The 23,002-nt window shown below is 73.3% G+C and carries 22 protein-coding genes; 9 read left to right on the top strand and 13 right to left on the bottom strand.

The window, feature by feature from the left end; genetic code table 11:
* Nucleotides 1–59 precede the first annotated feature (59 nt).
* Nucleotides 60–530: a winged helix-turn-helix transcriptional regulator gene (locus ACWCXX_RS29825; protein WP_451132605.1), complete on the bottom strand. Its 471-nt coding sequence runs from the start codon at nucleotides 528–530 to the stop codon at nucleotides 60–62.
* Between the two features lie 90 nt (nucleotides 531–620).
* Here ACWCXX_RS29825 and ACWCXX_RS29820 point away from each other — a divergent pair, with 90 nt between their 5' ends.
* Nucleotides 621–1,934, top strand: coding sequence for an MFS transporter (locus tag ACWCXX_RS29820; RefSeq protein ID WP_451132603.1), 1,314 nt, complete (start codon nucleotides 621–623; stop codon nucleotides 1,932–1,934).
* Here the strand turns inward: ACWCXX_RS29820 and ACWCXX_RS29815 are convergent.
* The 4 genes from ACWCXX_RS29815 to ACWCXX_RS29800 form a co-directional block, all read right to left on the bottom strand.
* Nucleotides 1,829–3,427, bottom strand: a complete 1,599-nt coding sequence (locus tag ACWCXX_RS29815; RefSeq protein WP_451132601.1) for a PucR family transcriptional regulator — start codon at nucleotides 3,425–3,427, stop codon at nucleotides 1,829–1,831. The genes ACWCXX_RS29820 and ACWCXX_RS29815 overlap by 106 nt on opposite strands.
* Nucleotides 3,428–3,568: 141 nt before the next feature.
* Entirely contained in the window at nucleotides 3,569–4,678 is a 1,110-nt protein-coding gene (gene menC / locus ACWCXX_RS29810; protein WP_451132599.1) for an o-succinylbenzoate synthase, read from the bottom strand.
* Nucleotides 4,675–5,526: a GNAT family N-acetyltransferase gene (locus ACWCXX_RS29805; RefSeq protein ID WP_451132597.1), complete on the bottom strand. Its 852-nt coding sequence runs from the start codon at nucleotides 5,524–5,526 to the stop codon at nucleotides 4,675–4,677. The genes menC and ACWCXX_RS29805 overlap by 4 nt, the downstream gene beginning before the upstream one ends.
* The gene (locus tag ACWCXX_RS29800; RefSeq protein ID WP_451132619.1) at nucleotides 5,523–6,626 is read right to left on the bottom strand and encodes a M20 family metallopeptidase; all 1,104 of its coding nucleotides are present in this window, start codon (nucleotides 6,624–6,626) and stop codon (nucleotides 5,523–5,525) included. Before ACWCXX_RS29800 ends, ACWCXX_RS29805 begins: the two co-directional genes overlap by 4 nt.
* Before the next feature lie 484 nt (nucleotides 6,627–7,110).
* Between ACWCXX_RS29800 and ACWCXX_RS29795 the strand changes: the two genes are divergently transcribed.
* Nucleotides 7,111–7,677 (top strand): DUF4291 domain-containing protein, encoded by a 567-nt coding sequence (locus ACWCXX_RS29795; RefSeq protein WP_451132595.1) that lies wholly within the window; start codon nucleotides 7,111–7,113, stop codon nucleotides 7,675–7,677.
* Nucleotides 7,678–7,786: 109 nt separating this feature from the next.
* Here the strand turns inward: ACWCXX_RS29795 and ACWCXX_RS29790 are convergent, their stop codons facing one another.
* Together ACWCXX_RS29790 and ACWCXX_RS29785 are read right to left on the bottom strand one after the other, a co-directional pair.
* Nucleotides 7,787–8,800 carry an aminoglycoside phosphotransferase family protein gene (locus tag ACWCXX_RS29790; protein ID WP_451132593.1) on the bottom strand — a complete coding sequence of 338 codons (1,014 nt, stop codon included), beginning with the start codon at nucleotides 8,798–8,800 and terminating at the stop codon, nucleotides 7,787–7,789.
* Between the two features lie 4 nt (nucleotides 8,801–8,804).
* Nucleotides 8,805–9,299, bottom strand: a complete 495-nt coding sequence (locus tag ACWCXX_RS29785; protein WP_451132591.1) for an NUDIX domain-containing protein — start codon at nucleotides 9,297–9,299, stop codon at nucleotides 8,805–8,807.
* 213 nt (nucleotides 9,300–9,512) lie between these two features.
* Between ACWCXX_RS29785 and ACWCXX_RS29780 the strand changes: the two genes are divergently transcribed.
* On the top strand, nucleotides 9,513–10,451 hold the full coding sequence (locus ACWCXX_RS29780) for an aminoglycoside phosphotransferase family protein (RefSeq protein WP_451132617.1): 939 nt from the start codon (nucleotides 9,513–9,515) through the stop codon (nucleotides 10,449–10,451).
* A gap of 175 nt (nucleotides 10,452–10,626) precedes the next feature.
* Here the strand turns inward: ACWCXX_RS29780 and ACWCXX_RS29775 are convergent, their stop codons facing one another.
* The 3 genes from ACWCXX_RS29775 to ACWCXX_RS29765 all read right to left on the bottom strand — a co-directional run bounded on the left by ACWCXX_RS29775 (nucleotide 10,627) and on the right by ACWCXX_RS29765 (nucleotide 12,439).
* Nucleotides 10,627–11,655, bottom strand: a complete 1,029-nt coding sequence (locus tag ACWCXX_RS29775) for an MsnO8 family LLM class oxidoreductase (RefSeq protein WP_451132590.1) — start codon at nucleotides 11,653–11,655, stop codon at nucleotides 10,627–10,629.
* A gap of 105 nt (nucleotides 11,656–11,760) precedes the next feature.
* Nucleotides 11,761–11,952, bottom strand: coding sequence for a DUF6381 family protein (locus tag ACWCXX_RS29770; protein ID WP_451132588.1), 192 nt, complete (start codon nucleotides 11,950–11,952; stop codon nucleotides 11,761–11,763).
* 22 nt (nucleotides 11,953–11,974) lie between these two features.
* Nucleotides 11,975–12,439 (bottom strand): hypothetical protein, encoded by a 465-nt coding sequence (locus tag ACWCXX_RS29765; protein WP_451132586.1) that lies wholly within the window; start codon nucleotides 12,437–12,439, stop codon nucleotides 11,975–11,977.
* A 368-nt stretch (nucleotides 12,440–12,807) separates the two neighbouring features.
* On the opposite strand from ACWCXX_RS29765, the gene ACWCXX_RS29760 reads away from it, so the two are divergent.
* A complete protein-coding gene (locus tag ACWCXX_RS29760; RefSeq protein WP_451132584.1) occupies nucleotides 12,808–13,869 on the top strand; it encodes a tetratricopeptide repeat protein in 1,062 nt (353 codons plus the stop codon).
* Complete coding sequence (locus ACWCXX_RS29755; RefSeq protein WP_451132582.1) at nucleotides 13,866–14,918, top strand: polyprenyl synthetase family protein; 1,053 nt, start codon at nucleotides 13,866–13,868, stop codon at nucleotides 14,916–14,918. The genes ACWCXX_RS29760 and ACWCXX_RS29755 overlap by 4 nt, the downstream gene beginning before the upstream one ends.
* A 169-nt stretch (nucleotides 14,919–15,087) precedes the next feature.
* Here ACWCXX_RS29755 and ACWCXX_RS29750 read toward each other — a convergent pair whose 3' ends face one another.
* Nucleotides 15,088–15,747, bottom strand: a complete 660-nt coding sequence (locus ACWCXX_RS29750) for a hypothetical protein (protein WP_451132580.1) — start codon at nucleotides 15,745–15,747, stop codon at nucleotides 15,088–15,090.
* Nucleotides 15,748–16,273: 526 nt separating this feature from the next.
* Between ACWCXX_RS29750 and ACWCXX_RS29745 the strand changes: the two genes are divergently transcribed.
* Both ACWCXX_RS29745 and ACWCXX_RS29740 read left to right on the top strand, forming a co-directional pair.
* Nucleotides 16,274–17,719 carry a purine-cytosine permease family protein gene (locus tag ACWCXX_RS29745; protein ID WP_451132578.1) on the top strand — a complete coding sequence of 482 codons (1,446 nt, stop codon included), beginning with the start codon at nucleotides 16,274–16,276 and terminating at the stop codon, nucleotides 17,717–17,719.
* A gap of 103 nt (nucleotides 17,720–17,822) precedes the next feature.
* Nucleotides 17,823–18,908, top strand: a complete 1,086-nt coding sequence (locus ACWCXX_RS29740) for a C45 family autoproteolytic acyltransferase/hydolase (RefSeq protein WP_451132576.1) — start codon at nucleotides 17,823–17,825, stop codon at nucleotides 18,906–18,908.
* Nucleotides 18,909–19,106: 198 nt separating this feature from the next.
* Here the strand turns inward: ACWCXX_RS29740 and ACWCXX_RS29735 are convergent, their stop codons facing one another.
* Entirely contained in the window at nucleotides 19,107–20,021 is a 915-nt protein-coding gene (locus ACWCXX_RS29735) for an NADP-dependent oxidoreductase (protein ID WP_451132574.1), read from the bottom strand.
* Nucleotides 20,022–20,369: 348 nt separating this feature from the next.
* On the opposite strand from ACWCXX_RS29735, the gene ACWCXX_RS29730 reads away from it, so the two are divergent.
* A complete protein-coding gene (locus ACWCXX_RS29730) occupies nucleotides 20,370–20,525 on the top strand; it encodes a hypothetical protein (RefSeq protein WP_451132572.1) in 156 nt (51 codons plus the stop codon).
* A gap of 78 nt (nucleotides 20,526–20,603) precedes the next feature.
* On the opposite strand, the gene ACWCXX_RS29725 is transcribed toward ACWCXX_RS29730, so the two are convergent.
* A complete protein-coding gene (locus ACWCXX_RS29725; RefSeq protein WP_451132570.1) occupies nucleotides 20,604–21,071 on the bottom strand; it encodes a hypothetical protein in 468 nt (155 codons plus the stop codon).
* A 384-nt stretch (nucleotides 21,072–21,455) separates the two neighbouring features.
* On the opposite strand from ACWCXX_RS29725, the gene ACWCXX_RS29720 reads away from it, so the two are divergent.
* Complete coding sequence (locus tag ACWCXX_RS29720; RefSeq protein ID WP_451132568.1) at nucleotides 21,456–22,994, top strand: translation initiation factor 2; 1,539 nt, start codon at nucleotides 21,456–21,458, stop codon at nucleotides 22,992–22,994.
* Nucleotides 22,995–23,002 lie beyond the last annotated feature (8 nt).

The raw sequence follows: 23,002 nt of genomic DNA, 5'->3' as shown, positions 1-23,002 counted from the left end.
GTCCTGATCGGCTGTCCGGGGGGCGGAGCGGTGGGTGACGGGGCGGGCTCCTCGGGCCGTTACGCGGGTGCCGACGCCCCGGGCCGCTCGACCTTTCGTACCGTGACGTCGTCCGGTCCGAGCAGGCGTCCGTCGGCCGCGCGGATCTCCAGCGGCCGGGGGGTACGGCCGTGGCGCAGATCGACCATCTCCGAGTGGGGTTCGCCGGGGTCGAAGAAGTGCGCCTCGCCCCACTGCCGCAGCGCCACGACGACCGGGAAGAGGTCCCTGCCCTTGGCGGTCAGCACGTACTCGTGGCGGGCGCCGCCGCCGGCTGCCGGAACCAGGTCGAGAATCCCGCCCCCGACCAGCTCGCGCAACCGCGTCGCCAGGATGTTCTTCGCGATGCCCAGACTGCGCTGGAACTCCCCGAAGCGGCGGCTGCCGTCGAACGCGTCCCGGACGATCAGCAGCGCCCACCAGTCTCCGATCGCGTCGACCGAGCGGGCCACCGGGCAGTCGCTGTCGTCGAGGCGTGTCCGCTTCACCATGTCGATCCTCTTCACCTCGTCGGTTGCAACATGCTACCAGTCGGCATTAACGTCCGTCAGGTAGCAACTTGCAACCGAACAGGCCCAGGGGTGCCCGTGACCGACAGCGAGAGAACGATCAGGACCAGGCAGGCGGACGGCGGAACACCGGTGCCCGCCCTGTCCGGGCGCACCACGGTGCTCTTCGCGGTCGCCTCCGGAGCCGCGGTGGCCAACGTCTACTTCGCGCAACCCCTCCTGGTCACCCTGGGCCAGGAATTCCGGATCGGTGCGGCATCCGTAGGCATCGTCGTGACCCTCACCCAGATCGGCTACGGCCTCGGGCTGTTCCTGCTGGTGCCGCTGGGCGATCTGGTCGACCGACGGACCCTCGTCGTGGCCCAGCTGGCGCTGCTCGCGGCAGCGCTCGTGGCCACCGGCGCGGCGACCGCCGCGCCGGTCCTGCTGGCCGCCCTGGCCGCCGTGGGCTTCCTCGCCGTGGTGACCCAGACGCTCGTGGCCTTCGCGGCGTCACTGTCCGCCCCGGACCGGCGTGGCCGCGCGGTCGGCCTGGTGACCAGCGGAATCGTCATCGGGATCCTGCTCGCCCGCACGGTCTCCGGCGCGCTGGCCGACCTCGCGGGCTGGCGGACGGTCTACCTCGCCTCGGCCACGCTGACCCTGGTGCTCACCCTGGCCCTCTCCCGCGTGCTGCCGCGCCGGTCGACGCCACCGGCCTCCATGCGCTACGTCCGACTGCTGCGTTCGACGCTCGTGCTGTTCGCCGAGGAACGCGTACTGCGGGTCCGCGCTCTGCTCGCCCTGCTCGTCTTCGCCGCCTTCAGCACCCTGTGGAGCTGTGTCGCCCTCCCGCTGAGCGAACCCCCGCTGTCCCTGTCGCACACCGCGATCGGGGCGTTCGGTCTCGTGGGAGCAGCGGGCGCGCTGGCGGCCGCGCCGGCCGGCCGTCTGCACGACCGGGGGCTCGCCGGGTGGACGACCGGCACCGCACTGGTCCTGCTCACCGTGGCGTGGCTCCCGCTCGCCCTCACCAGGCAGTCGCTGTGGGCACTGGCGATCGGCGCGGTCCTCCTCGACCTGGCGGTGCAGGCCGTCCATGTCACCAATCAGAGCCTGATCTACGCGGTCCGCCCCGATGCCGGAAGCCGGCTGATCGGCGGCTACATGGTCTTCTACTCGGTCGGCAGCGCCGCGGGTGCCCTCGCCTCTACGACCGTCCACGCGTGGGCCGGGTGGGGTGCGGTGTGTCTGCTCGGCGCCGTGACCAGCGCGCTCGCGCTCCTCGTGTGGGCGGTGGATCAGGTGCGCGGCGGCCGCAGACGCAGCTGCAGCATCGCCTCGAACCGGGCCTCCGGGTCGTCGAGGTCGATGTCCGCGACCGCGGCCAGCCGCTTGAGCCGGTAGCGGAAGGTGTTGGGGTGGACGTGCACGGCGGCCGCGGCGGCGGGGACGTCGCCGAAGGTGCTCAGCCAGGCGTCCAGGGTGTCCGTGAGGGCGGTGCCGTGTTGTGCGTCGTGGGCGAGGAGGCGTACGACCGGGCCGTCCGGCAGGTCGTCCTCGGCGGCGATCCGGTCCGTCAGCTCCTCCAGCAGCGCGGCGGCGTAGACGTCCGACAGCCGGGCGGCCCTGCGCCGGGTGCGGCCGGAGCCGAGGACCCGCAGCGCGCGGTCCGCGTCTGCCCGGGAGCGGCGCAGTTCGGCCGGGCGGGCGGCGAGCCGGCCGATTCCGATGACGGCGGGGACCCGGTCGCCGATGCGGCCGAGGAACGCCTCGGCCACCCGCAGCCCCTGCGCGTCCGATCCCGTGGGCAGGACCGCGTAGGTGACGCCCTTGAGGGTGGCCGTGGCGGTCCGGGGGTGGATCGCGGCCAGGTGGAGGGCGAGGGCCTCGGCGGCGCGGTGACCGGCGGCGACCCGGTCGGGCGCGAACGGCTCGCCGGTCACCGTGAGGGCGAGCACGCAGGCGGGCTGTGCGGACAGGCCGAGCCGTGCGGCGGCCTGCGGTGCGTGCGTGCCGCCGTCCAGGACCGTGGCGAGCAGGTCCGTGCGCAGCCGCCGCTCCGCGTCCTCGCCGGTGCGGCGGCGCAGCAGGTGCAGGGCGGCCACCTTCGCCGCTTCCTGGAGCGCCTGTGTGCGGTCCTCGTCCAGCGGGGCGTCGACGACGACCCAGATGGATCCGAGGATCTCGCCGCCGGCCCGGACGGCGATCGCGACCCGGGGTTTGTCCGACAGCCCGTCCAGGTAGACGGGTTCCTCCTTGCGGTAGAGGGCCTGGAAGGCTCCGGTCGCCTCCAGGGCGCGCAGTTTCCCGGCGGGCACCTGCCGGTCGAGAACGGTCGCGATCCGGTCGTCGTCACCCTCGTCCTGTCTGCTGGAGAAGGCCAGCACCCGCCCGTTCCGGTCCTCCACGGTGACCGGGCCGTCCAGCAGTCCGGCCGTCGCGTTGGCCAGGGCGAACAGGTCCCCGGCGAGCGGTTCGGCGCCGTCGGACTCGCCGGGGCCGCCCACCGTGCCCAGTTCGTCGACGGCGAGCAGCGACCGCAGCAGCGCGGCGACCTGGGCCCAGGACGCGCCGGGGGTCAGGCCGAGGACGGTCACTCCGGTGCGCGCGGCGGCCTCGGACACGGGCCCGTCCACCGGGACCGGGGAGCGGACCACGACGGCCGCCGCGCCGAGCCCGTCCGCCCGGTCGATCAGGGCGGCGACGGACTCGGCCCCGTACACGCCGACGCCGAGGACCACCGCGCCGGGCAGTCTCGCCGGTTCGTCCAACGGGTCCTGGATCAGCACTCCGCTGATGGCGCGGGCCCGGTCGGCCTCACCGGCCGCCACCTCGATCAGAGTGGATCCGAGGTCGTCGAGAATCCGGCCGAGCACGGCCCGCGACTGTTCCGTCATCGTCACAAGGTAAGGGCTGTCCCGCGGTACCCGGCGGGCCGGCCCTCGGCCGACCGGTCTCCGTGCGCGGCGGGCCGCGGCGGGCGGGGCCCACTGCGGCCCGGAGTCACCGTCACGCGGCCGGCCCCGGCGGCGGGCCCGTCACCGGCCGATCCACTCGGGGGACCCGGTGGTGACCTCGGCCAGTTTCTCCGGGATCGGGGAGAGACCGATCCCCGGGCCCCGAGGCACGGCGAGGTGGCCGTCCTCCAGCACGAACGGCTCGGTGATGTCGGTCCGGTAGTACCGGTCGGACGCGGAGGTGTCGCCGGGCAGGGTGAAGCCGGGCAGGGCGGCGAGCGCGACGTTGGCGGCGCGGCCGAGGCCGGTCTCCAGCATGCCTCCGCACCAGACGGGGATGCCGTTGGCGGCGCACACGTCGTGGATCCGCCGGGCCTCCAGGTAGCCGCCGACCCGGCCCGGTTTGATGTTGACGACCGAGCAGGCGCCCATCGCGATCGCGTCGGCCGCCGAGCGGGCGGAGACGACGGACTCGTCCAGGCAGATGGGGGTGCGCACCCGCCGGGCGAGTTCCGCGTGACCCCTGAGGTCCTCCTCGTCCAGGGGTTGTTCGATCAGCAGTAGCCCGTACGGATCGAGCCGGGCCAGTTGCGCGGCGTCGGCCAGGGTGTAGGCGGTGTTGGCGTCCACCTGGAGCAGCACGTCGTCGCCGAAGCGTTCCCGGACCGCCCGCACGGGTGCCACGTCCCAGCCGGGTTCGATCTTCAGTTTGATCCGCCGGTAGCCCTCGGCGAGATAGCCGTCGACGGCGTCGAGCAGGGCGGGGACCGATTCCATGATGCCGACCGACACCCCGGCCGGTACCCGTGCGGCCGTCGCTCCCAGCCACTGGCCCATGGAGACCCCGTGGGTGCGCAGCCAGGCGTCCAGTACCGCGGTCTCCAGGGCGGCCTTGGCCATCCGGTGTCCCTTGAACGCGGCGAGCGCGGGCGCGACCGCCCAGGGGTCGAGGTCCGGCAGGGCGGTGAGCGCGGGCACGAGGTGGCGGCGCAGCACGTCCGCGGCGCCCGCGGTGTACTCCGAGGAGTACAGCGGGTCGGCCATGGTGACGCATTCGCCGTAGCCCTCCTGGTCCCCGGTCTCGACCCTGACCAGCAGGATCTCCCGCGTGTTCAGGGTGGCGAACGAGGTCCGGAACGGGGCGACCAGCGGCATCGCGATCCGGCGCAGTTCCACACCGACGAGTTTCATGTCCGGTTCTCCTGACGTCTGTCGATCACGTACCGGCCGTCCCGGGTGAATCCGGTGACGGCGTGTCCCTCGGCCATCAGTCCGCCGAGCACTTCGCGCAGGGCGTGCCGCCATTCGCGGGCGAGGGACGGGTTGTCCCGGCGCATCGCTTCCGTCTCCGCCGGGATCCGGACCAGGACGGTGTCGCCCTTCTGGTGCCCGGCGACGGGGCGGCCGTCGGGTCCGGCCTCCAGCCCGACCACGGTGTGTCCGCCCGTCCCGCCGACCGTGGCGGGAGGGAGCGTGCCCGTCGCGGAGGCGACGGCGCGCGGGCCGGTCAGCTCCCAGCGGACCATCAGTCGGTCCGTCTCGGTTCCCGCGTTGACCTCGTCCTGCATGGTGCCGTAGAAGTCGGGCAGGTACTCGCTGGGTTCCGCGCCCAGTTTGGCCAGGTTGAAGTAGGCGTTGCGGCTGATCAGCGGGTCGAAGGTCCAGGTGATCGTGGTGATGTCGCGGGCCAGGGCCCAGGCCCGCTGGTGCTGTTTGACGGCGAAGCCGACGTGGTGGCCCCGGAGGGCGTCGTCCACCCCGGCGACGTGCGAGTGCAGTCCGGTGGCGGCCAGGAAGCCCAGGCAGAATCCGACCATTCGGCCGTCCCGGTGGACGCCGGCGACGTAGCTGCCGGAGTGCGCGAAGACCCGGAGCAGCTCCGGCGGGATCAGCGGGTTGCCGGAGGCGGGCCGCCAGATCCGGTCCAGCACCCGGCACGCCTCGTGCATCTCCTCGGGCCGGTGCAGCTCCGACACGGTCACGCCCGCCCGGTGTGCCGCCCGTGCCGCGGCGTCCGCCGCCGCTCGGGTTCCGTTCACCTCTCCACCCCCTCGGGCCCGGTCGGCGATTCGCGCAGCAGGGAGGTCACCAGGCGGGCCACCAGAGCCGTGCGGCGGGGCAGTTCGGCGACGAGCACGTGTTCGTCGTCGGCGTGCGCCCCGCCGCCCACGGCCCCGAGCCCGTCGAGCGTGGGGGTGCCGACTCCGGCGGTGAGGTTGCCGTCGGACGCGCCGCCGACCGCCACTGCACGCAGGGTGCCGAGCCCCAGTTCCGCACCGTGTCTCCGGGCGAGCTCGAAGAGCTCGGCCGACGCGTCGGCCGGCAGGGGCGGCCGGTCCGGGCCGCCGGTGAACGTGAGCGAGGCGCCCTCGGTCACCGGCCGGAGAGCGCGCACGGCACGGTCCACCCGGTCCTGCTCCGCGGCCGTCTCCACCCGTACGTCGACCAGCAGGCGGGCGGCGTCGGGCACGGTGTTGCGGGTGGTGCCCGACGAGGCGACGGTCGGGGTCACCGTGGTGCCGGTCGCCGGGTCGGCGAGGGCGGACAACGCGAGGATCTGGTGGGCCAGTTCGGTGGTCGTGTTGATGCCGCGATGGGGTTCGAGCCCGGCGTGCGCCGCACGGCCGGCGATGCCCAGTCCGTAGCTCGACACGCCCTTGCGGACCGTCTTCAGCGCGCCGTTCTCGCTCGCCTCCAGGACGAGCACGGCCCGGGTACGGCGGGCTTCGGCCTCGATCAGGGCGCGCGAGGTGGGGGCACCGATCTCCTCGTCCCCGGTGAGCAGCACCGACACCCCGTCCAGGTCGTCGAGGGCGGACAGGGCGTGGAACAGCTGCACCACGCCCGCCTTCATGTCGAAGCAGCCGGGTCCGGTCAGCCGGCCTCCGGTGATCTCGAAGGGGTGCGTGGCCAGTGAGCCCACCGGCCACACCGTGTCGAAGTGGCCGAGCAGCAGCACCCGGTCGCCGGAGCCGAACCGCCAGCGCAGGGCGGGCCGTCCCGAGCCGTCGAGCCATTCGGGTGCCGCACCGGTCAGCCGGGTGCCGAGCCCGGCGACGGTCCTCGCGCAGTCGGCGACCGCGGCCGGGTCCTCGCTGGGCGACTCGGTGCACACCAGTTGCCCGATGTCGGCCAGCATCCGCGGCAGCCCGGCCTCCAGAGTGGTGAGGAGGCCGGTCACGTCGGCTCGCCCCGGTGCCGGCGCGGGGCCGGAGCGCGGCGGCCCCGCCGCGGTGTCCGGCCCACCGGCCGGCCTCCGCGCGCCGTCGCGGTTCTCGCCGTCGGGTCTGTCGTACTCGCCATGGTCACCTCCGAAGGAGCGGCACGACGCCGCCACCAGGAGGACGGTAGGCGGCGCCGGACGGGCCCGGTTGGTGGCGCCGCACGAAAAACCGGCCCTTCGTTGGTGCGCCGCACCGAAGACGTACGACGGGGGGCCCGCCCGGCCGGGACGCACAGCCGCAGGGGGCCGGGGCACGGACCGGGACGCACGGCCGCGGGGGGCCGGGGCACGGACCGGGACGCACGGCCGCGGGGGGCCGGGGCACGGAGCCGCGCAGGCCCGCCCGGCCGGGGAGGAAAACCTTTCGCGGGCCGGGCACGCCCCTGGCAGCCTGTGGTCCATGACCGCGCAGCACCAGATACGGGCCGACTACGACGCCCGGACGATCGTCGTCTACCAGGCGTACTCACCGGCGGTGGCCGATCCGGCCCTGCGGGCGAACCGGTTCGTGCCGCCGTTCTCGTTCAGCCGGATGACCTGGATCAAGCCGTCGTTCCTGTGGCTCATGCACCGCAGCAACTGGGCGCGGAAGCCGGGGCAGGAGCGGATCCTCGCCGTGCGGATGACCCGGGAGGGGTGGGAGGAGGCCCTGTCCCGTGCGGTGCTGACGACGTCCGATCCCGCCGCGGTCTCCCGGGCCGCCGTGCACGTCCAGTGGGATCCCGAGCGTTCGCTGCGGGGAGCCGCTCTCAACCACTACAGCATCCAGGTCGGGGTGGGGCGCGGGCTGATCCGTACGTTCGCCGAGGAGTGGGTCGTCGGTCTCACCGATGTGACCCCTCAGGTCCGCAAGATCGCGAAGCTCGGCCAGGGCGGCCGGGCGGCGCAGGCCACCCGGCTGCTTCCTCCCGAACGGATCTACCCGGTGCCTCCGGCCGTCGCGAAGTCCCTGCGCATCGACGCCTGAACACCCGCCGCTGCCCCCGGGGCCCTGCGGCGACGGCTGGGCGAGCAGTCACGGATTCGGCGAGGAGCCACAGACGAGGAGTCGCGGGCGAGGAGTCGCGGGCGAGGAGTCACAGCGGCGGTTCGGCGAAGAGCTCCGACAGCCAGTGCGCCCCTTCTGCGGCGCCCGTCGCGCCGAGGTCGTCGCACGCGCCGGGGAAGAGGCGTCCCCAGGAGCAGGCCCGACCGATCGCCCCGAGCCGCCACGCCAGGCTCGTCGCACGCCGCAGTCCGGCCGCCGTGCGCCCGGCGCCCGTCCACGGTTCCAGGTAGGCGTCCCGCAGCCGGGGCAGCACGTCGGGGCCGAACCGCTCACGGGCCGACCCGGCGGGGACCAGGAAACTGCAGAAGGGGTGGCTGACGGCCGCGTCGCCCCAGTCGAAGAACGTGTAACGGCCGGGCCCGGCGGCGAAGAGCTGGCCGTCGTGGAGGTCGGAGTGGTCGAGCGTGTCGGGGATGCCCACGGCCACGAGTTCCTCGCACCACTCCACGAGCCGGGGCCGGAGCCCGCGCAGTCTCCCGCGGTCGGCGGGGCCGAGTGCGGTGTTCTCCTCGACGACCCGGTCGAAGACGTCGGGAAGCGTGGCCGTGCGCGCGGCGGGAACGCCGAGCCGCTCGATCTCCTCGGTGTACGGGACGAGCGCGCGCTGCATCGTGGCGTACCGGCGCAGCGGCTCCTCCCAGGCGCGCGGGTCGGCGGCGGGGCGGGCCGAGTCGAGCGCGTCGCGGAAGAGCGTGCCGCCGTCCGGGAGCAGTGACCAGCCCCGATCCGCGTCGACGGCGAGCGGCCGCAGCACGTGCTCGGGCACCCAGCGGGACAGCGCCTCGGTCAGCCCGGCCTCGAAGGCACTGGCGGGCGGGTTGGCCTTGAACCAGACGGTGCCGCCGTCCGCGACGGGCATCCGTACCAGCACGGACCACGGCCGCAGGCGCACCTTCCACGGCCCGGTCCCGCGCAGCCCGTGCGCGGCGAGCCCCTGCCCGGCCCAGTCGAGGGCGGCCTCCCGCCATGTCCTGCGTTCCCAGGGCGTCACCGCGTCCGGGTACCGCCCCCGGTCCACGGTCATCGACTCGTCACTGTGCATCGCATCACTCCACCACGCCGGCCACCGGTTCCTCATCCGGTTTTCCGGCCCGGCGCACGGCGGCCTGCGCCTCCTGCGCCTCTATCATGTCGAGCCCGTCGATCGCGGCGGGCGACAGCTGCGACCGCGTCAGGTCCGCCACGGGCAGCCAGGCGACGGCGGAGGTGGAGCCCTCGGCCTCGGTGACCGCGAGCGTGCCGGGTGCGAGCTCGACCCGGTAGAAGAGCCCCACGAGGTGCCAGTGCCTTCCGAGCCGGTGGGCGGTGTAGGACCGGGCGGCCACCAGCCGGGCCTCCCGCGGTTCTAGGCCGGTCTCCTCGTACAGCTCGCGTGCCAGCGCCCGTTCCGGCTGCTCGCCCGGGTCGATCCCGCCGCCCGGAAGGTGCCACAGTCCGGGCGGGAACACCGGCGAACTGTCCGAGAGTTGTGTCAACAGCAGTCGGCCTTCCACGACAGCCATCGCGTAGGCCGAGACGCGTGACCGTATGTCATTTCCCATGTGTGCCCCCAGACGCAGCGGCCGGCTCCGACCGAACCGTGTGGAACAACCTATCGATCATGTGCCGGGCCGGACGGAACACCCGCTCGGCCGGGTGCCGGTCCCTCGGCCGGGTGCCGGTCCCTCGGCCGGTACCAACTGCTCGGCCCGTCCGGCTCCGGCGGCCCGGGGGGCGCGACGTCCGGACCCGACGAAGGAGAGATCCGTATGAGCATGAGCCCCTCCGGTCCCATCCGCGTTCCCGACGCCTTCGCCGCGTGCTACAGCCGGCACAGCGGTGCCTCCGGCCGGGCCTGGATCGCCGCGCTGCCCGGCCTGGCCGGGGAGTTCCTGGACCGCTGGACGCTGCGGCCGGACGGCCCCCCTGACCACGGCATGGCCTCCCTCGTCCTGCCGGTGGCCCGTGCGGACGGTACGCCCGCGGTGCTGAAGCTCCAGCAGCTCACCGAGGACAACGCCGGTGCCGCGTCGGGTCTGCGCGTGTGGAACGGCGACGGGGTGGTGCGCCTGCTCGACCACGACGCGGACACCGGCACCATGCTGCTGGAACGGCTGGACTCGGACCGGCCGCTGTCGTCGGTGGCCGACGACACGGCCGCCGTGCAGGTCCTGGCCGGGCTGCTGGCCCGGCTGGTCGCTGTGCCCGCGCCGCCGGACATCCGGCGCCTGGCCGACGTCGCCGCGGCCATGCTGGACGAGGTGCCCCGCGCGGTGCCGGAGCTGAGCGATCCGGCCGAGCGACGGCTGGTGCGCGATTGCGCGTCCGCGGTGGCCGAACTCGTCGGCGAGTCCGGTGACCGTCTGCTGCACTGGGACCTGCATTACGACAACGTCCTCGCCTCCGAACGGGAGCCCTGGCTCGCCATCGACCCCGAACCCCTGGCCGGCGACCCCTGTTTCGAGCTGTTGCCGGCGCTGACCAACCGCTGGGCGGAGGCGGTGGCGACCGGCGATGCGACACGCGCGGTGCTCCGCCGCTTCGACCTGCTGACCGAGGTGCTCGGCCTGGACCGGGGACGGGCGGTCGGCTGGACGCTGGGCCGTGTCCTGCAGAACGCGCTGTGGGACGTCGAGGACGGCGAAACCGCTCTGGACCCGGCCCAGATCGCCATCGCCACGAGCCTGCTGGACCGACCGGCGCGGAAACACTGACACGCACCGGGCACCGGGCCGCGAGGACTCTTCGGCGGAAGGCCGGGGTCGGCCCGGTGCAGGCGCCTCGGGCCCCCGGACAGGTACGGCACGAGGCCGCGACCGCCCCGGAGCAGAGCGGAGCCACGATCGCCGTACCGGGGCCGGGCGCGCTGCGGTCACCTGCCCGGCGTCGTCAGGACAGCGCGGCCGGCACTCCCCCGTGCGGGGTCAGCCGCGCGATCCGGGCCAGGCGGCGCAACGAGTCCACCAGGGCCGCGCGGTCGTACGTGCTGGTCGTGACGAGCACCTCGTCGGCCCCGGTCTCCTCGATGGCCGTTTCCAGACCGGCGACGACCTCGTCCTCCGTGCCCTGGAGGTGGCCGCGCAGCCCGTCCTCGTAGAAGCGGCGCTCCTTCTCCGTCATGGTTCTCGTCCCGATCCGGTCGGGCGGGCCGAGCGGCGGGAAGACGCCGTGGGTACGGGAGTGCGCCATGGACCATGCCTCCGGCATCAGGAGCCGCCGGGCCTCCCGCGCGCTCCCGGCGACCGCGACGGTGCCCGCCACGACCACGTACGGCTCCGCGGACCGGGCGGAGGGGCAAAAGTCCCGTCGGTAGCGCTCGACGGCGCGCAGCAGTTCCTCCCGGCCCCGCAGGTCTCCGATCACCAGTGGCAGCCCGGCCGCCGCCGCGATGCCCGCGCCCTCTCCGGTGGCCAGCACGAACGGAGGGATGCGCAGGCCCTCGGCGGGGCGGGCGTGGACCTGCGGGTGGGTCCGTTGGGTACCGTCCAGCCAGCCGAGCAGTTCGGCCAGTTGCGCCGCGAAGTCGTCGGCGGCCGGTCTGTCGCTGCCCAGTGCTCTGCGGATGCCGTCGGTGAAGCCGACCGAGCGGCCGATGCCCATGTCGATCCGGCCGGGGAACAGGGACTCCAGCACACCGAACTGCTCGGCCACCACCATGGGCCGGTGGTTGGGGAGCATCACTCCGCCCGTACCGACCCGGATGGTGGAGGTCGCCGCCGCGACGGCCGCGGCCAGCACGGTCGGCGCGGAACCGGCGACGCCCGGCACACTGTGGTGCTCGGACACCCAGAACCGGTGGTACCCGAGCGCCTCGGCCTCCTCGGCGAGGCGCACGGTGTCGCGCAGCGCCTCGGGGCCGTCGTGCCCCTCGCGGGTGCGGGAACGGTCGAGCACGGAAAACCGGGTGGATGCGATCACGGAACTCACGCCCTTGTGCAACACCCGCACGGCGCCAGGATTCCCCGGGCCCGAACCCGTTCCCCGGGACGGGTGCCTCGCCGTCCCACGAGGCAGACGTCCTCGCTATTCCATGGGGTAGATGTCCCCGCTCGCCATGCCGCTCACCTGCTCGCTCTCCGATTCGAGCCTGCGGGCCTTGTCCTCCAGCCGTCGACGCTCCTTCGGGTCGGCGGCCCGCTCGGCCTCCTCCTTCAGGTCCTTCGCCTTGGCGCGCAGTTGCCGTACGCGGCCGCGGAGTTCGTCCGAATCACTCATGATCACTCCTTGGGTGGGTTCCTCAGCCCCGGCACCGGCACCGGCACCGTCGACACCGGGAAGCGCCCGGGGCCGAGGAACGGGCGTTCGCGCCCAGGAAGCCGAGCCCGATGCCCAGCATCCAGAAGTCCTTGGCCATGGGGATGCCGTTCTCGGTGGGCCGCAGGCTGCCGGGTTCCCGCATTCCGGGGACCCGCAGATACAGCCCGACCAGGCCCCCCGCGAACCCCGTCAGTGCCAGCCCCGCCAACCGCGTCGGCACGAAGGGGGTGAGCAGGGTGCCACCGATCGCGATCTCCGACCAGGCGAGCAGCCGGGTGAACCGTTCGGGCTCGATCCTCTGCAGGAACGGGTAGGCGACACAGGCCATGCCGTGCAGGCCCTGCGCCGTCTCCGCGTCGGCCTTCAGCTTGCCCAGGCCGGAGTTGAGGATGAACGCGCCGGTGGCGAGGCGAGGGGGCACGTCGCGCGGTTCGATTGTCGTCATGGGAGCCTCCGTCCCTCTCGTACCGGGCCCCTCGTCGAGCTTATCCAGTGGGCGCGATCGGCGCTCCGCAAGGAGGACCGGGTCCCGGCGGGTGTGCTCGCGGTCCGGCCGGGCGCCGCGCCGGGCCCGGGACGCGGTGCCCGGCCGTCGCCGTCCCGTACCGGTGATGTCGACTTCTGTTGATCGCCGAGCAACCCGGGACGCGCGTACGTCGTCTTGATCCACAACAAGGCGGTTCGCCGCGAGTGACAGGCCACGTCCGACCCCCACGAGTGCCCGGGTTCGCACACCGAACAGCTATACACCGAATGTATACACATGGTGTACAGCTGTCCCGGCGCTGCCCCGGCCACACGCGAAAGGCTCCCATGCACAACAAGGCACTGGCGCCCGAGTACCAAGGCGCCCTCACGAAGATGTCGGTGAACTCCTCCCTCACCGACGTACTGGCGGAAGGCGTACGCCACTTGAGGGAGGCCGAACGCTCCGGCTCCGCCGGGGAGGTGGCCCGGTGCAATCTCGCCGTGGCCGAGGCGCACCGCAGACTCGGCAACGTGGCGGAGGCCGACCGGGCGTGGAAGGCCAGTTACCGGGCCGCGCGCTCGGCCGACGATCTCGGGGCGATGGCCTGGGCGTTGTGGAGCGGCGGGACACTGGCCCGTCAGCGCGGCGAACTCAGGTTGGCCTTCCGGCTGTTGGGACTCGCGGCCGACATGGGCAAGCGCGGCGGGGACATCGTCGCCCGTGGCTACTCGCTCGCGGGGCTCGCGGAGACCGGGCGGATCCAGGGCGACTACCGGACCGTCGCCGCCCTGCACGAACAACTGCTGGCGGAGGCGCGCGCACGCGGCGAGGCACGCCACACCGTGTGGGCGCTGGAGGGCATCGCGCAGATCCACCGCAACACGGGCTCGCTCGACACCGCCCTGGCCATGTTCGAGGAGGCCGCCGAACTCGCCGGCAACGCCGACGACCGGCGCGGCCGGGCGTGGGCGTTGCGCGGCATCGCCGACATCGTCTCCCTGCGGGAGGATCCGGAGCGCGCGCTGGCCCTGCTCACGGAGGCCGAACTCACGTGCCGGGAAATGAAGTTGTCCAGTGCGCTCGCCTACAACCACAAGATGCGCGCCAACGTCCTCTTCCGCGCCCGCCGTTACGAGGAGGCGCGCGCGATGTACGAGGAGGCGCTCACGGAGTTCCGTGCCATGACCGAACCCCGGGGCGAGGCACTGGCCCGGCTCGGCCTCGTCAAGTCGCTCGCGCGGCTGGGCCGGGACCGCGACGACACCGCGAAGGACCTGCACGAGTTGCGCCGCACCCTGGACCGAATAGGTCTGCTCAACGCCCGGGACATGGTGGACAAGGCGTACGCCGAACTCGGGGTGACACCGGCCGGTGACGACACGGACGAGAAGAGCGAACGACGATGACCTCATCGCCAGTGACCCGGCGGGCCACTCCGCCCGAGGTGCTCGCCCGCTGCCGCGACCTCGTGCGTCCGGCGCTCGCGCAGGCGGTGCGGCGCCTGCACCCGTGGCACGCCGAGATGGCCGCCTTCTCCCTCGGGTGGGACACGGTGGACGGCACCCCCGTGCCGGGTTCGCAGGGCAAGGGGCTGCGCCAGGCTCTCGCGCTGCTCGGCGCCGAGGCCGCCGGAGCACCGGCGCGGGAAGCGGTCGCCGGTGCCGTCGCCGTGGAGCTGATCCACGTCTTCTCCCTCATCCACGACGACATCATGGACGGCGACGAGACCCGCAGGCAGCGGGCCACCGCGTGGAAGGCGTACGGAACGGGCCCGGCGGTCCTCGCGGGCGACGCGCTCTTCGCGGCGGCGGTGCAGACCCTGGCCGAGGCACCCGGACCGCACGGCGCGGCGGCGGTGCGGCAGTTGGCCGGGACCCTGGCCGACCTGGTGCGCGGCCAGGCCGACGACCTGCTCTTCGAGTCCCGGCCCTGGACCGGGCCGGAGGCGGTGCGGCCGCACGAGTACCGATGGATGGCCGAGCACAAGACGGGGGCGCTGCTCGGTTGCGCGGCGGGGCTGGGCGCCGTGCTCGCCGGGGCCCCCGCCACCACCGTCGAAGCGCTCACCCGGGCGGGGCGGCATCTCGGGGTGGCGTTCCAGGCGGTGGACGACCTCCTCGGAATCTGGGGAGATCCGGAGGCCACGGGCAAGCCGGTGCACAACGATCTGCGACGGCTGAAGAAGACGTACCCCGTCCTCGCGGCCCTGGCCACGGGCCACCCCGCCGCCCGGCGGCTCGCGGCCCTGCTCGGCAGCAAAATCCCGCTCGACGACACCACTGCCCGGCGGGCGGCCGGACTGGTCGAGGAGGCGGGCGGCCGTCGCGCCGCGCTGGCCGAGGCCCAGCAGCAGCTGGAGCAGGCCCGCCGGACCCTGGAGAGCGTTCCGCTCGCCCCGGCCGCGCTCGGCGAGATCCTCGGTCTGCTCCCGTTCGTCGTCGACCGCACGGGGTGACCGGGAGGCCGCACCCCGTACGCCCTCGGGCCTCCTCCGGGTCTCCCCGGCCCCTCGGGGTGCGGGGCGTCCTCGGGACGTGCGCCGTCGGCCGACCGCATCGGCCTGCGCCGGGTCCGGGCGCCACGGCGCGCCCCGCCCGGCCGCTCCGGCCCGGACGCCGGCGGGTCTACGGGTATCCGATGGCGGCGATGCCGTCGGCAAGCCGGTCCAGGGTCGTGCCGGGGTTCAGGGCGGACACCACCTCGGGGGTGAGCGGACGCAGTTCGTACACATGGCGCACGGCGGCCGGGTCCACCGGTACGTCGTAGTAGTACGTGGCCCAGTCCTGGTATTTCTCGGGTGATCCGTCGGTCAGGAAGTCGAGCAGCCAGTCTGCGCCGTCCGGAAGCTCTCCGCCGCCGTCGAAGTCGACGTCTCCCGTCCGCCACTGCCCGTCCCCCGCCTCCCGCCACATGCAGAAGGTCACGGCCGGAATTCCGCCGATCCCGAAGGACGGCTCCTCGACACAGGACCGGAACGCCTCCGGGACGGAGTCGAGCACGCCGGGCCAGGGCGTCCCGTCCCCGGCGTGCGGGCTCATGGGGGAGGCGTGGTCGAACCCGCGGATGTACGCCCCGGCGCCGGAGAGGACGATGGAGTACTCGTCCCCTCCCCCGTTGTCCATCCAGGCCAGCTCCCGCCCACCGGACCAGTCGGCGTCGAAACCGTGCCGCCGCAGCTCCGGGCTGTCCGGCTGGAGGATCGCGTCCAGCACCGCCATCGACCGGCAGAGGTTGCGCAGTACGGGTATGTCCGGCAGTCGCCGTGCGACATCGCGAGCAGTCATGCGGGGCATTCCATCAGACGCCCGCCGGGCGCCCGGACGCGAGACCCGGACGTGCCGCCCGGACGCGACACCTGGGCGTGACGCCTGAACGCGACGCCTGGATGCGAGTCCCGGACGTGGACACGACGACCGGACGCCCGGCGACGCACGCCACCGAGGAGGACGGCCCAAGCGGTCACGGGCGCGAAGGAACGCCCCGAGTCCCCGCGGCCCGGAACGAACACGTCAGGTCCGGCTCCGTCGACCGGCCGCGCACCTTCACAACGCCCCGACCGGGGCAGGCGACGCCCCGCACCCCGGGCCGACCGCCGAAGCCACGGCCGGGCCGACGCGACGGGCAGCCCTCCGCTTCCTCCGCCTTCTCGGCCCGAGCGGTCGCGGCGTACGCGTCCGACGTTTCCGCACGTCGACCGGCCAGAGCCTTCCGGATTGATGGCCGCCGAACCCTTGACGCCGTGATGCCGATGCTATTGAGTGTGCGACCAATAGACAAGTACGTGGGTAAGCCCACCACGCGGAGGCGCGCATGACTTCCACGGTTCCCGGCCCTCAGACGGATGCCCCGGGCCCTCGCCCGACGTCCGATCAGCCCAGACGCGTCGAGACCCACGGCATCGACTACGTTCCCGAACGGGAACGCCACGGCCGCCCCCGGGAGCTGTTCTCGGTCTGGGCCGCGGCGAACGTCAACTACCTGTGCCTGGTCATAGGCGGCGCCCTGGTCCTCATGGGGCTGACCCTCTGGCAGGCATTCGCCGTGATCGTGGCGGGCAATCTGTTCTGGGCCCTCGTCGGGCTCCTGGCCGTCTCCGGCCCCGCCTCGGGCACCCCGAGTTCGGTGATCACACGGACGATGTACGGCATCCGCGGCAACCGGGTGAACACCGCGATCACCGGCTGGGCCATCTGCCTCTGTTACGTCTCCCTGAACCTGTCCGCAGCCGCGATCGCCGCCTTCTCCCTCCTGCGGAAGGCAGGCATCGAGCCGGGCACCGGAGTCAAGATCGCAACGGTGACGGCCATCGCCGCGCTCACCCTGGCCATCAGCGTCTACGGCCACGCCATGATCCTGAAGCTCTACCTGCCGATCACCCTGGCCCTGGTCGCGGTCTTCGCCGTCGTCGGCGTCAGCATCCTGCGGCACGCCCACTGGGACTACACGCCCGCCGAACCGCTCCACGGCGGCCCCCTGTGGGCGTCCCTCCTCGGCGGCTTCGCCCTCATCGCCTCGGGCCCGCTGTCGTTCAACAACGGTGCCGACTTCGCCCGTTACCTGCCGCCCGCCACGTCCCCGACGCGGGTCGCGGGCTGGACGGCACTCGGCGGCTTCGTCCCGAGCGTCGTGGTCACCGCGCTGGGCACGCTGGCCGGCACCGCGATCGACATGACCGACCCGCAGACCGCACTCGAAGGCATCCTGCCCGGCTGGTTCACGCCGGTCTTCCTGGTCTCGCTCGTCGTGGGCACCATCGCGATCAACGCCATGACCACGTACAGCTCGGGGCTCGCCCTCCAGGCCGTCGGCGTCAGGATCCGCCGCTCCCTCAGCGTGATGGTGTACGGAATCATCGCCGTGGCGCTCACCCTGTACGCGCTGCTCGTGTCCGACTTCCTCGACACGGTCAGCAACGTCCTCCAGCTCACCGTCGTCCTGCTCGGCCCCGGCATGGCCATCTACGCCGCCGACATCCTGCTGCGCCGCAACCGCTACGAGGGCCCCGCGCTCACGGACGAGACCCCGGGCAGCGCGTACTGGTACACCGGGGGCGTCAACTGGGCCGGGGCCATTGCCCTGGTCACCGGCACCGCGGCCGCCCTGCTGTGCGTGAGCACCGAGCTGTACACGGGGCCGCTGGCCCGCGCGGCGGGCGGGCTCGACCTCGCTCTCCCGGTCGGCATGCTGATCGCCGCCACCGTCTACGCGATCCCCATGCGCCGCCACCGCCCCTCCCCCACCCCCCGGGCGCACTGACCGCACCGGCCCCGACGGCCAGGGCCTCTCCCCTTGGCGGTCGGGCACGACATCGCACGGCACCACCGGAACCGGACCACACGAAAGACCGCACGAGGAAGAAATGAACACCGAACGACAGCACATCCGCGTCGACGCGGCCGATCCGTTCGCACGCGGCCGGCAGCGGGGCGAGCAGCTCCGGGACACCCTCGCCGGTGGCCTGGAGGTCTACGACCGGCTCTTCCGCCTCGCACAGCTCACCGAGGCCGGGGTCCGCGAGGACGCGCTGCGCACGGCGGACGCGGTCGGCGCGTTCCGGCCGCGGCTGCGCGAGGAGATGGACGGGGTCGCCGCCGGTGCCGGGGTGGAGCCGTGGCGGACGGCCGCCCTCAACGCGCGTACGGAGATCCTCGCGCGGAGCAGGACGGGTCGCCCCGGCGAGTGCTCGACCATCGCCCGACGCCTCGGGTCGGACCCGGCCGGGCCGCGCACCTTCGGCGTGCAGACCTGGGACTGGCACGTGGAGCTCGCGCCGTACTGGCACACGCACGAGATACGGGGCGGGCACCACGACGTGGTCGGGGTCACCGAGCACGGCATCCTGGGCAAGATCGGCGTCAACAGTGCCGGCCTGGCCCTGCACTTCAACATTCTCGGGCACCGCGAGGACGGCGTCGGCGGCGTGCCCGTCCACCTCCTCGCCGCCACCGTGCTGGAGGAGGCCGCATCGGTCGCGGAAGCGCTGGAGATCGTCCGGTCCGCCCCCGTCACCGCCTCCAGCTCCTTCACGCTCTTCGACCTGACGACAGCCGTCACCACCGACATCACCCCGGTGGGCGTGTTCGTGATCGAACCGACCGACGGCACCCTGATCCGGACCAATCACTTCCTGAGCCCGGTGCCCCGCGCGGCCGAGAAGACCGAGCTCTACCAGCCCGATTCCAAAGACCGCCACGACCTGGTGGCGTCCCGTTTCGCCCGGGACCCGAAGCCTCGGCCGCAGGGCTCGGACGAACTGCTGGAGTTCCTCGTCTCCGGTCCGGGGCAGCCGCAGCTGTGCTGTGTGCCCGACATGGCCCTCCCTCTCGGCCAACGCTGGGCGACGCTCGCCACGGTCATGCTCGACCCCGGCAGTCGTACGGCACGCGTCGTCGACGGCTCACCGCTGGACGCCCGTGACCGGCCCTGGCGCGCGCTGACGGCCTGACGCACCGGGGACGCGGCGACGGCCGCCCCGGGCGCAGGGCCGGGGCCGTCGCCGCACCGCCCCGGCCCGGTGGCATCACCCCGGCCCGGAGCTCGGCCGGAAAAGCCGATGCTGCCGCCCCGACCCGGCGCTCGCCCGGGAAGGCCGGGGCAGCCCGGACAGCCGGGGCCACTGTCCCGGGTCCGGTGACCCGACCGGTCAGGGCAGCAGTACCAGCTTCCCCCGTACGTGCCCTTCCTCGCTCAGCTCGTGCGCCTTCGCGGCCTCGCCGAGCGGGAAGGTCCGGGCGACCGGAATCGTCAGCCGGCCCTCCGTGGCGGCGCGGGCGTACTTCGCGAGCCCCCCGTTGGTCCGGGCGAGACGCCCGCCGGAGAAGGCCACTCCGTACTTCGCGGCGTCCGCATCGGCGATGGTGACGATCCGGTCGGTCGTACCGCCGCGCAGTTCGATGGAGTCCGGCAGCACGCCGCGGCCCGCCGCGTCGAAGACCGCGTCCACGCCCTGCGGCGCGACCTCCCGCACCCGGGCGACCAGGCCCTCCCCGTACGCGACCGGAATCGCGCCGAGCTCGCGCAGGTAGGCGTGGTTGCCGGGAGAGGCCGTGCCGATCACCGTCGCGCCCCGGGCCAGCGCGAGCTGGACCCCGGCCGAACCGACGCCGCCGGCCGCCCCGTGCAGCAGCAGGGTGTCGCCGTCGCCCACCTCCAGGGCGTCGAGCACCCGGGCCGCGGTCTCCGTCACGATGGGCAGGGCCGCCGCGTTCTCCCAGCTCAGCCCGGCCGGCTTGGGAGTGATGGCGTTGGTGTCGGCCAGGACCGAGGTCGCGTAGGCGCCGGTGGCACTCCAGCCGAGCACCTCGTCACCGACCGCGATGCCCGTGACACCGTCGCCCACCTCGGCGACTACACCGGAGAATTCACCGCCCGGTGTCGCAGGGAGAGCGGTGGGAAAGACCTCCTCCATCGCACCGCTGCGGATCTTGTGGTCCACCGGGTTGACGCCGGCCGCCCGCACCGTCACCCGCACCTGGCCGGGGCCGGGACGCGGATCGGCCCGCTCCTCCAGGTGCAGCACCTCGGGGCCGCCGAACTCCTCGAAAACGATCGCCTGCATGTTCCGTCTCCTGCGTCGATGAACCGTGTGCCCGGTGATGTGGACTTGGGCACGGGGGGGGTGGCACCGACCGAGGCGTGCCGGGTGGCGTGCGCCGGACGGCTGGACGTCGCTCGTGGGATGTGCCGTGACAGCTGTGCCATACGGAGCGACGCGCTCCGGCGTCGATCTTCGCGGCCGTCGGCCCGGCCCACCTTCCGAACCCTTCCAACTGGCCGAAAACGAGCCACGGCGCCGCACCCCGCGGCCCACCTGCTCGCCACCCCTTCCGGCCGGGTGAGCGATAGGCTCGTTCTGTAGGCACCACGCGCCGTGCAGGCACGCGTTCCGACCCCGGAGGCGGCCATCATGACCAAGAATGTCGAGTACTCGACCCCCTCGCAGGCCGAGGGCGAGCGGCTGGACGAGGACAGGGATCCGATGGAACAGCGGCATCCCGCCACCACCCGCACCGAGCCGTCCCAGGCGGAGGGCGAGCGCCGCTCGGAGGACGAGGAAAGCTGACAGGACCAGGGGCCGCGCTCGCGGTGGACGGTTCCGGACCGCCCACCACGAGCGCGGCCCCGACCGCCCCTTTACTGCTTACCGAGTCGGGGGCGGTGTGTTCAGGACCTGCTGTGCGGCGGTGACGAAAGCCGTTTTCGCGCCCAGGAGGCTGTCCGGCGATTCGTGGCGGCGCAGCCGGTCGACGACATCCTGCGCGGCCGCGGCGACCTCCGCCGGTCCCTCCAGGACGACCTCGCCCAGGGCGCTTTCCAGAAGGGCGTCGTCGTCACCCCTGCCCCTCCCGGTCCGCTCGGTCCGGATCCGCGCTTCCGCCGCCCCGAGGAACCGCACATAGGTCTGACGCCGAATGTCCAGCAGACGAACGGCCGCCTGCTCCCGAAGCGTCATCCGCACCGTTTCGAGCAATGCGTCGGCCTGCCGGTCACCGGCCCGACGCGCGGCTTCGGCCTGCCGGAATCCCGCGCTACGGGTGAACCAGCCGGTGGCGACACCTCCCGTGATCGCGGACCCCGCGGCGATCAGCGCGATTCCCAATTCGCTCATTCCGCCATCCTCCCCGTCGCCTGCCGGTGCCCGCACCGGGGTTGCCGAATGTGCGTTGTGGATCACGCCCGAACCCCCTTGGTCGCCGACGCGGTACGATCGGACCGCGCCGCCGGACGGCGCGGAGATACCACCCCCCATCTGCGGAAACCCCGGAAATGACCAGCAATGCCCCACTACGATGGACACTTGGGGCGACGGGCGACGGGCGACGGGCGACGGGCGACGGGCGACGGGCGACGGGCGACGGGCGACGGGCGACGGGCGACGGGCGACGGGCGGGTTGTGCTTCTTGCGGCCCGGTCCGCAGTAGCCCTGTACCGTCTCCTCGACGCGCTTCCGGCCCTTGCCGGCGATGACCGCATCACCCGTCTCTTCACCTTGGTGCCCGGTTCCGAATTCGATGTCGACGCGTTGTCCGTGATCGACGCCGTCGGTGGGCGGACGATCCCCTGGGACGAGGCGTGCCGACGCACGTACGACCTGGTTCTCGCCGCGAGCCCCAAAGGCGAGTTGGGACTACTGCGCGGCAGCCGCGTACTGCTTCCGCACGGTGCCGGGTTCAACAAGTCGATCGTGACCGAGGGTTCGGCCGATTCGGCATCCGGGCTGGACCCGGAATTCCTGACGCCGGCCGACAACGCCCCACCGACCGCACTGCACGCTCTCGCCCACCCCAGTCAGATCGCCAGGCTTGCCGCGGTGAGCCCGCGGGCCGCGGACAGGGCGAAAGTCGTCGGCGACCCCACCCTGGAACGCATCCTCGCCTCGCTGTCCCTCCGCGACCGCTACCGGACGGCGCTCGGCACCGGGGCCCGCAAACTGATCGTCCTCACCTCGACCTGGGGCCCGGAGTCCCTGCTGCGCCGACGCCCCGGACTGCCGGCCGAACTGGCCGCCCATCTGCCGTACGACGAGTACCAGTTGGCGCTGATCGTGCACCCCAACGAACGGAGTCTCCTCGGCAGCCACGAACTGACCGAGCGTCTGGCTCCGGCCCTCGACGCGGGCATGGTGCTCGCGGGACCGCACGAGGAATGGGCCTCCGTGCTGATCGCCGCCGACGCGCTCGTCACCGATCACGGCTCGACGGCCCTGTATTTCTCCGCTGCCCGCGATCGCCCGGTGGTGAACGTCCACCGGGGCGGCAGCGAACTGATCCCCGGCAGCCCGATGGATGAACTCCTGAGCCGGGTACCGGAGTTGGGGGCCGCAGAAACGGTGCGGGAGGCACTGGGCGCGTACCGTCCGGGCAGCGGGAGCAGGGCCGCGCAAGCCGCGTTCGCCGGTCGGGGAGAGGCGTTGGGCCTTCTGCGGACCGAGCTGTACGCGCTTCTCGGCCTCGTGCCACCGCCCCGCTGCGTGTCGCCTCGGCTGCTGCCGTCTCCGGCACCTTCCTCCCGTGCACCCGCGGCGTTCGACGTACGTGCCGAGGTCGCCGCGGACGGGGTTCGGATCGACCGGCGTCCGGCCGGGACCGGTCTGCCCGGACACCATCTGGCGGTGGAACACGGCGCTGCCGGCGAACGGCTCGCCCGTTCGGCCGGTCTTCTCTACCGCCGTCCGGGCCCGCCGTCCTCCGCTCCGCAGGACATGGCCTGGAGCGCCGCCGGTTGGGCCCGGCACGCTCTCGCCGAGTACCCGGGCTGCCGCTCGGCCGCGGCCGTCGTGTCCCCGGACCTGTGCGTGCTCGCGGTCCGCGGCGACGAACGCGTCCACGCCGTCCACGTCGAGCCCCGGTCCACGGACGGCCGCATCATCCGCATCGATCCTGCCGCCGCGGTGTCCGCCGTCCATGCCTGGCGATCCGCCCGACCGGGCGTTCCACTCGGCCCGGCCACCCTGGCCTGTGTCGTAGGCGGCCACGCCCATCGCGTTCTTCTCGCCCCGGCCACGGACGAGGAAGCCGGGCAAGCGATCTAGGACCTTTC

This window comes from Streptomyces sp. NPDC001732 (assembly GCF_053596315.1).
Note: the sequence above shows the minus strand (reverse complement) of the source record. Positions and strands in the feature narration are given on the sequence as shown.

What these genes read in the sequence shown, in the direction of transcription:
- ACWCXX_RS29825 (WP_451132605.1), bottom strand. Translation starts at nt 530, where the DNA reads ATGGTGAAGCGGACACGCCTCGACGACAGCGACTGCCCGGTGGCCCGC.
- ACWCXX_RS29815 (WP_451132601.1), bottom strand. Translation starts at nt 3,427, where the DNA reads ATGACGGAACAGTCGCGGGCCGTGCTCGGCCGGATTCTCGACGACCTC.
- menC (WP_451132599.1), bottom strand. Translation starts at nt 4,678, where the DNA reads ATGAAACTCGTCGGTGTGGAACTGCGCCGGATCGCGATGCCGCTGGTC.
- ACWCXX_RS29800 (WP_451132619.1), bottom strand. Translation starts at nt 6,626, where the DNA reads ATGCTGGCCGACATCGGGCAACTGGTGTGCACCGAGTCGCCCAGCGAG.
- ACWCXX_RS29795 (WP_451132595.1), top strand. Translation starts at nt 7,111, where the DNA reads ATGACCGCGCAGCACCAGATACGGGCCGACTACGACGCCCGGACGATC.
- ACWCXX_RS29790 (WP_451132593.1), bottom strand. Translation starts at nt 8,800, where the DNA reads ATGCACAGTGACGAGTCGATGACCGTGGACCGGGGGCGGTACCCGGAC.
- ACWCXX_RS29785 (WP_451132591.1), bottom strand. Translation starts at nt 9,299, where the DNA reads ATGGGAAATGACATACGGTCACGCGTCTCGGCCTACGCGATGGCTGTC.
- ACWCXX_RS29780 (WP_451132617.1), top strand. Translation starts at nt 9,513, where the DNA reads ATGAGCCCCTCCGGTCCCATCCGCGTTCCCGACGCCTTCGCCGCGTGC.
- ACWCXX_RS29770 (WP_451132588.1), bottom strand. Translation starts at nt 11,952, where the DNA reads ATGAGTGATTCGGACGAACTCCGCGGCCGCGTACGGCAACTGCGCGCC.
- ACWCXX_RS29765 (WP_451132586.1), bottom strand. Translation starts at nt 12,439, where the DNA reads ATGACGACAATCGAACCGCGCGACGTGCCCCCTCGCCTCGCCACCGGC.
- ACWCXX_RS29760 (WP_451132584.1), top strand. Translation starts at nt 12,808, where the DNA reads ATGCACAACAAGGCACTGGCGCCCGAGTACCAAGGCGCCCTCACGAAG.
- ACWCXX_RS29755 (WP_451132582.1), top strand. Translation starts at nt 13,866, where the DNA reads ATGACCTCATCGCCAGTGACCCGGCGGGCCACTCCGCCCGAGGTGCTC.
- ACWCXX_RS29750 (WP_451132580.1), bottom strand. Translation starts at nt 15,747, where the DNA reads ATGACTGCTCGCGATGTCGCACGGCGACTGCCGGACATACCCGTACTG.
- ACWCXX_RS29745 (WP_451132578.1), top strand. Translation starts at nt 16,274, where the DNA reads ATGACTTCCACGGTTCCCGGCCCTCAGACGGATGCCCCGGGCCCTCGC.
- ACWCXX_RS29740 (WP_451132576.1), top strand. Translation starts at nt 17,823, where the DNA reads ATGAACACCGAACGACAGCACATCCGCGTCGACGCGGCCGATCCGTTC.
- ACWCXX_RS29735 (WP_451132574.1), bottom strand. Translation starts at nt 20,021, where the DNA reads ATGCAGGCGATCGTTTTCGAGGAGTTCGGCGGCCCCGAGGTGCTGCAC.
- ACWCXX_RS29730 (WP_451132572.1), top strand. Translation starts at nt 20,370, where the DNA reads ATGACCAAGAATGTCGAGTACTCGACCCCCTCGCAGGCCGAGGGCGAG.
- ACWCXX_RS29725 (WP_451132570.1), bottom strand. Translation starts at nt 21,071, where the DNA reads ATGAGCGAATTGGGAATCGCGCTGATCGCCGCGGGGTCCGCGATCACG.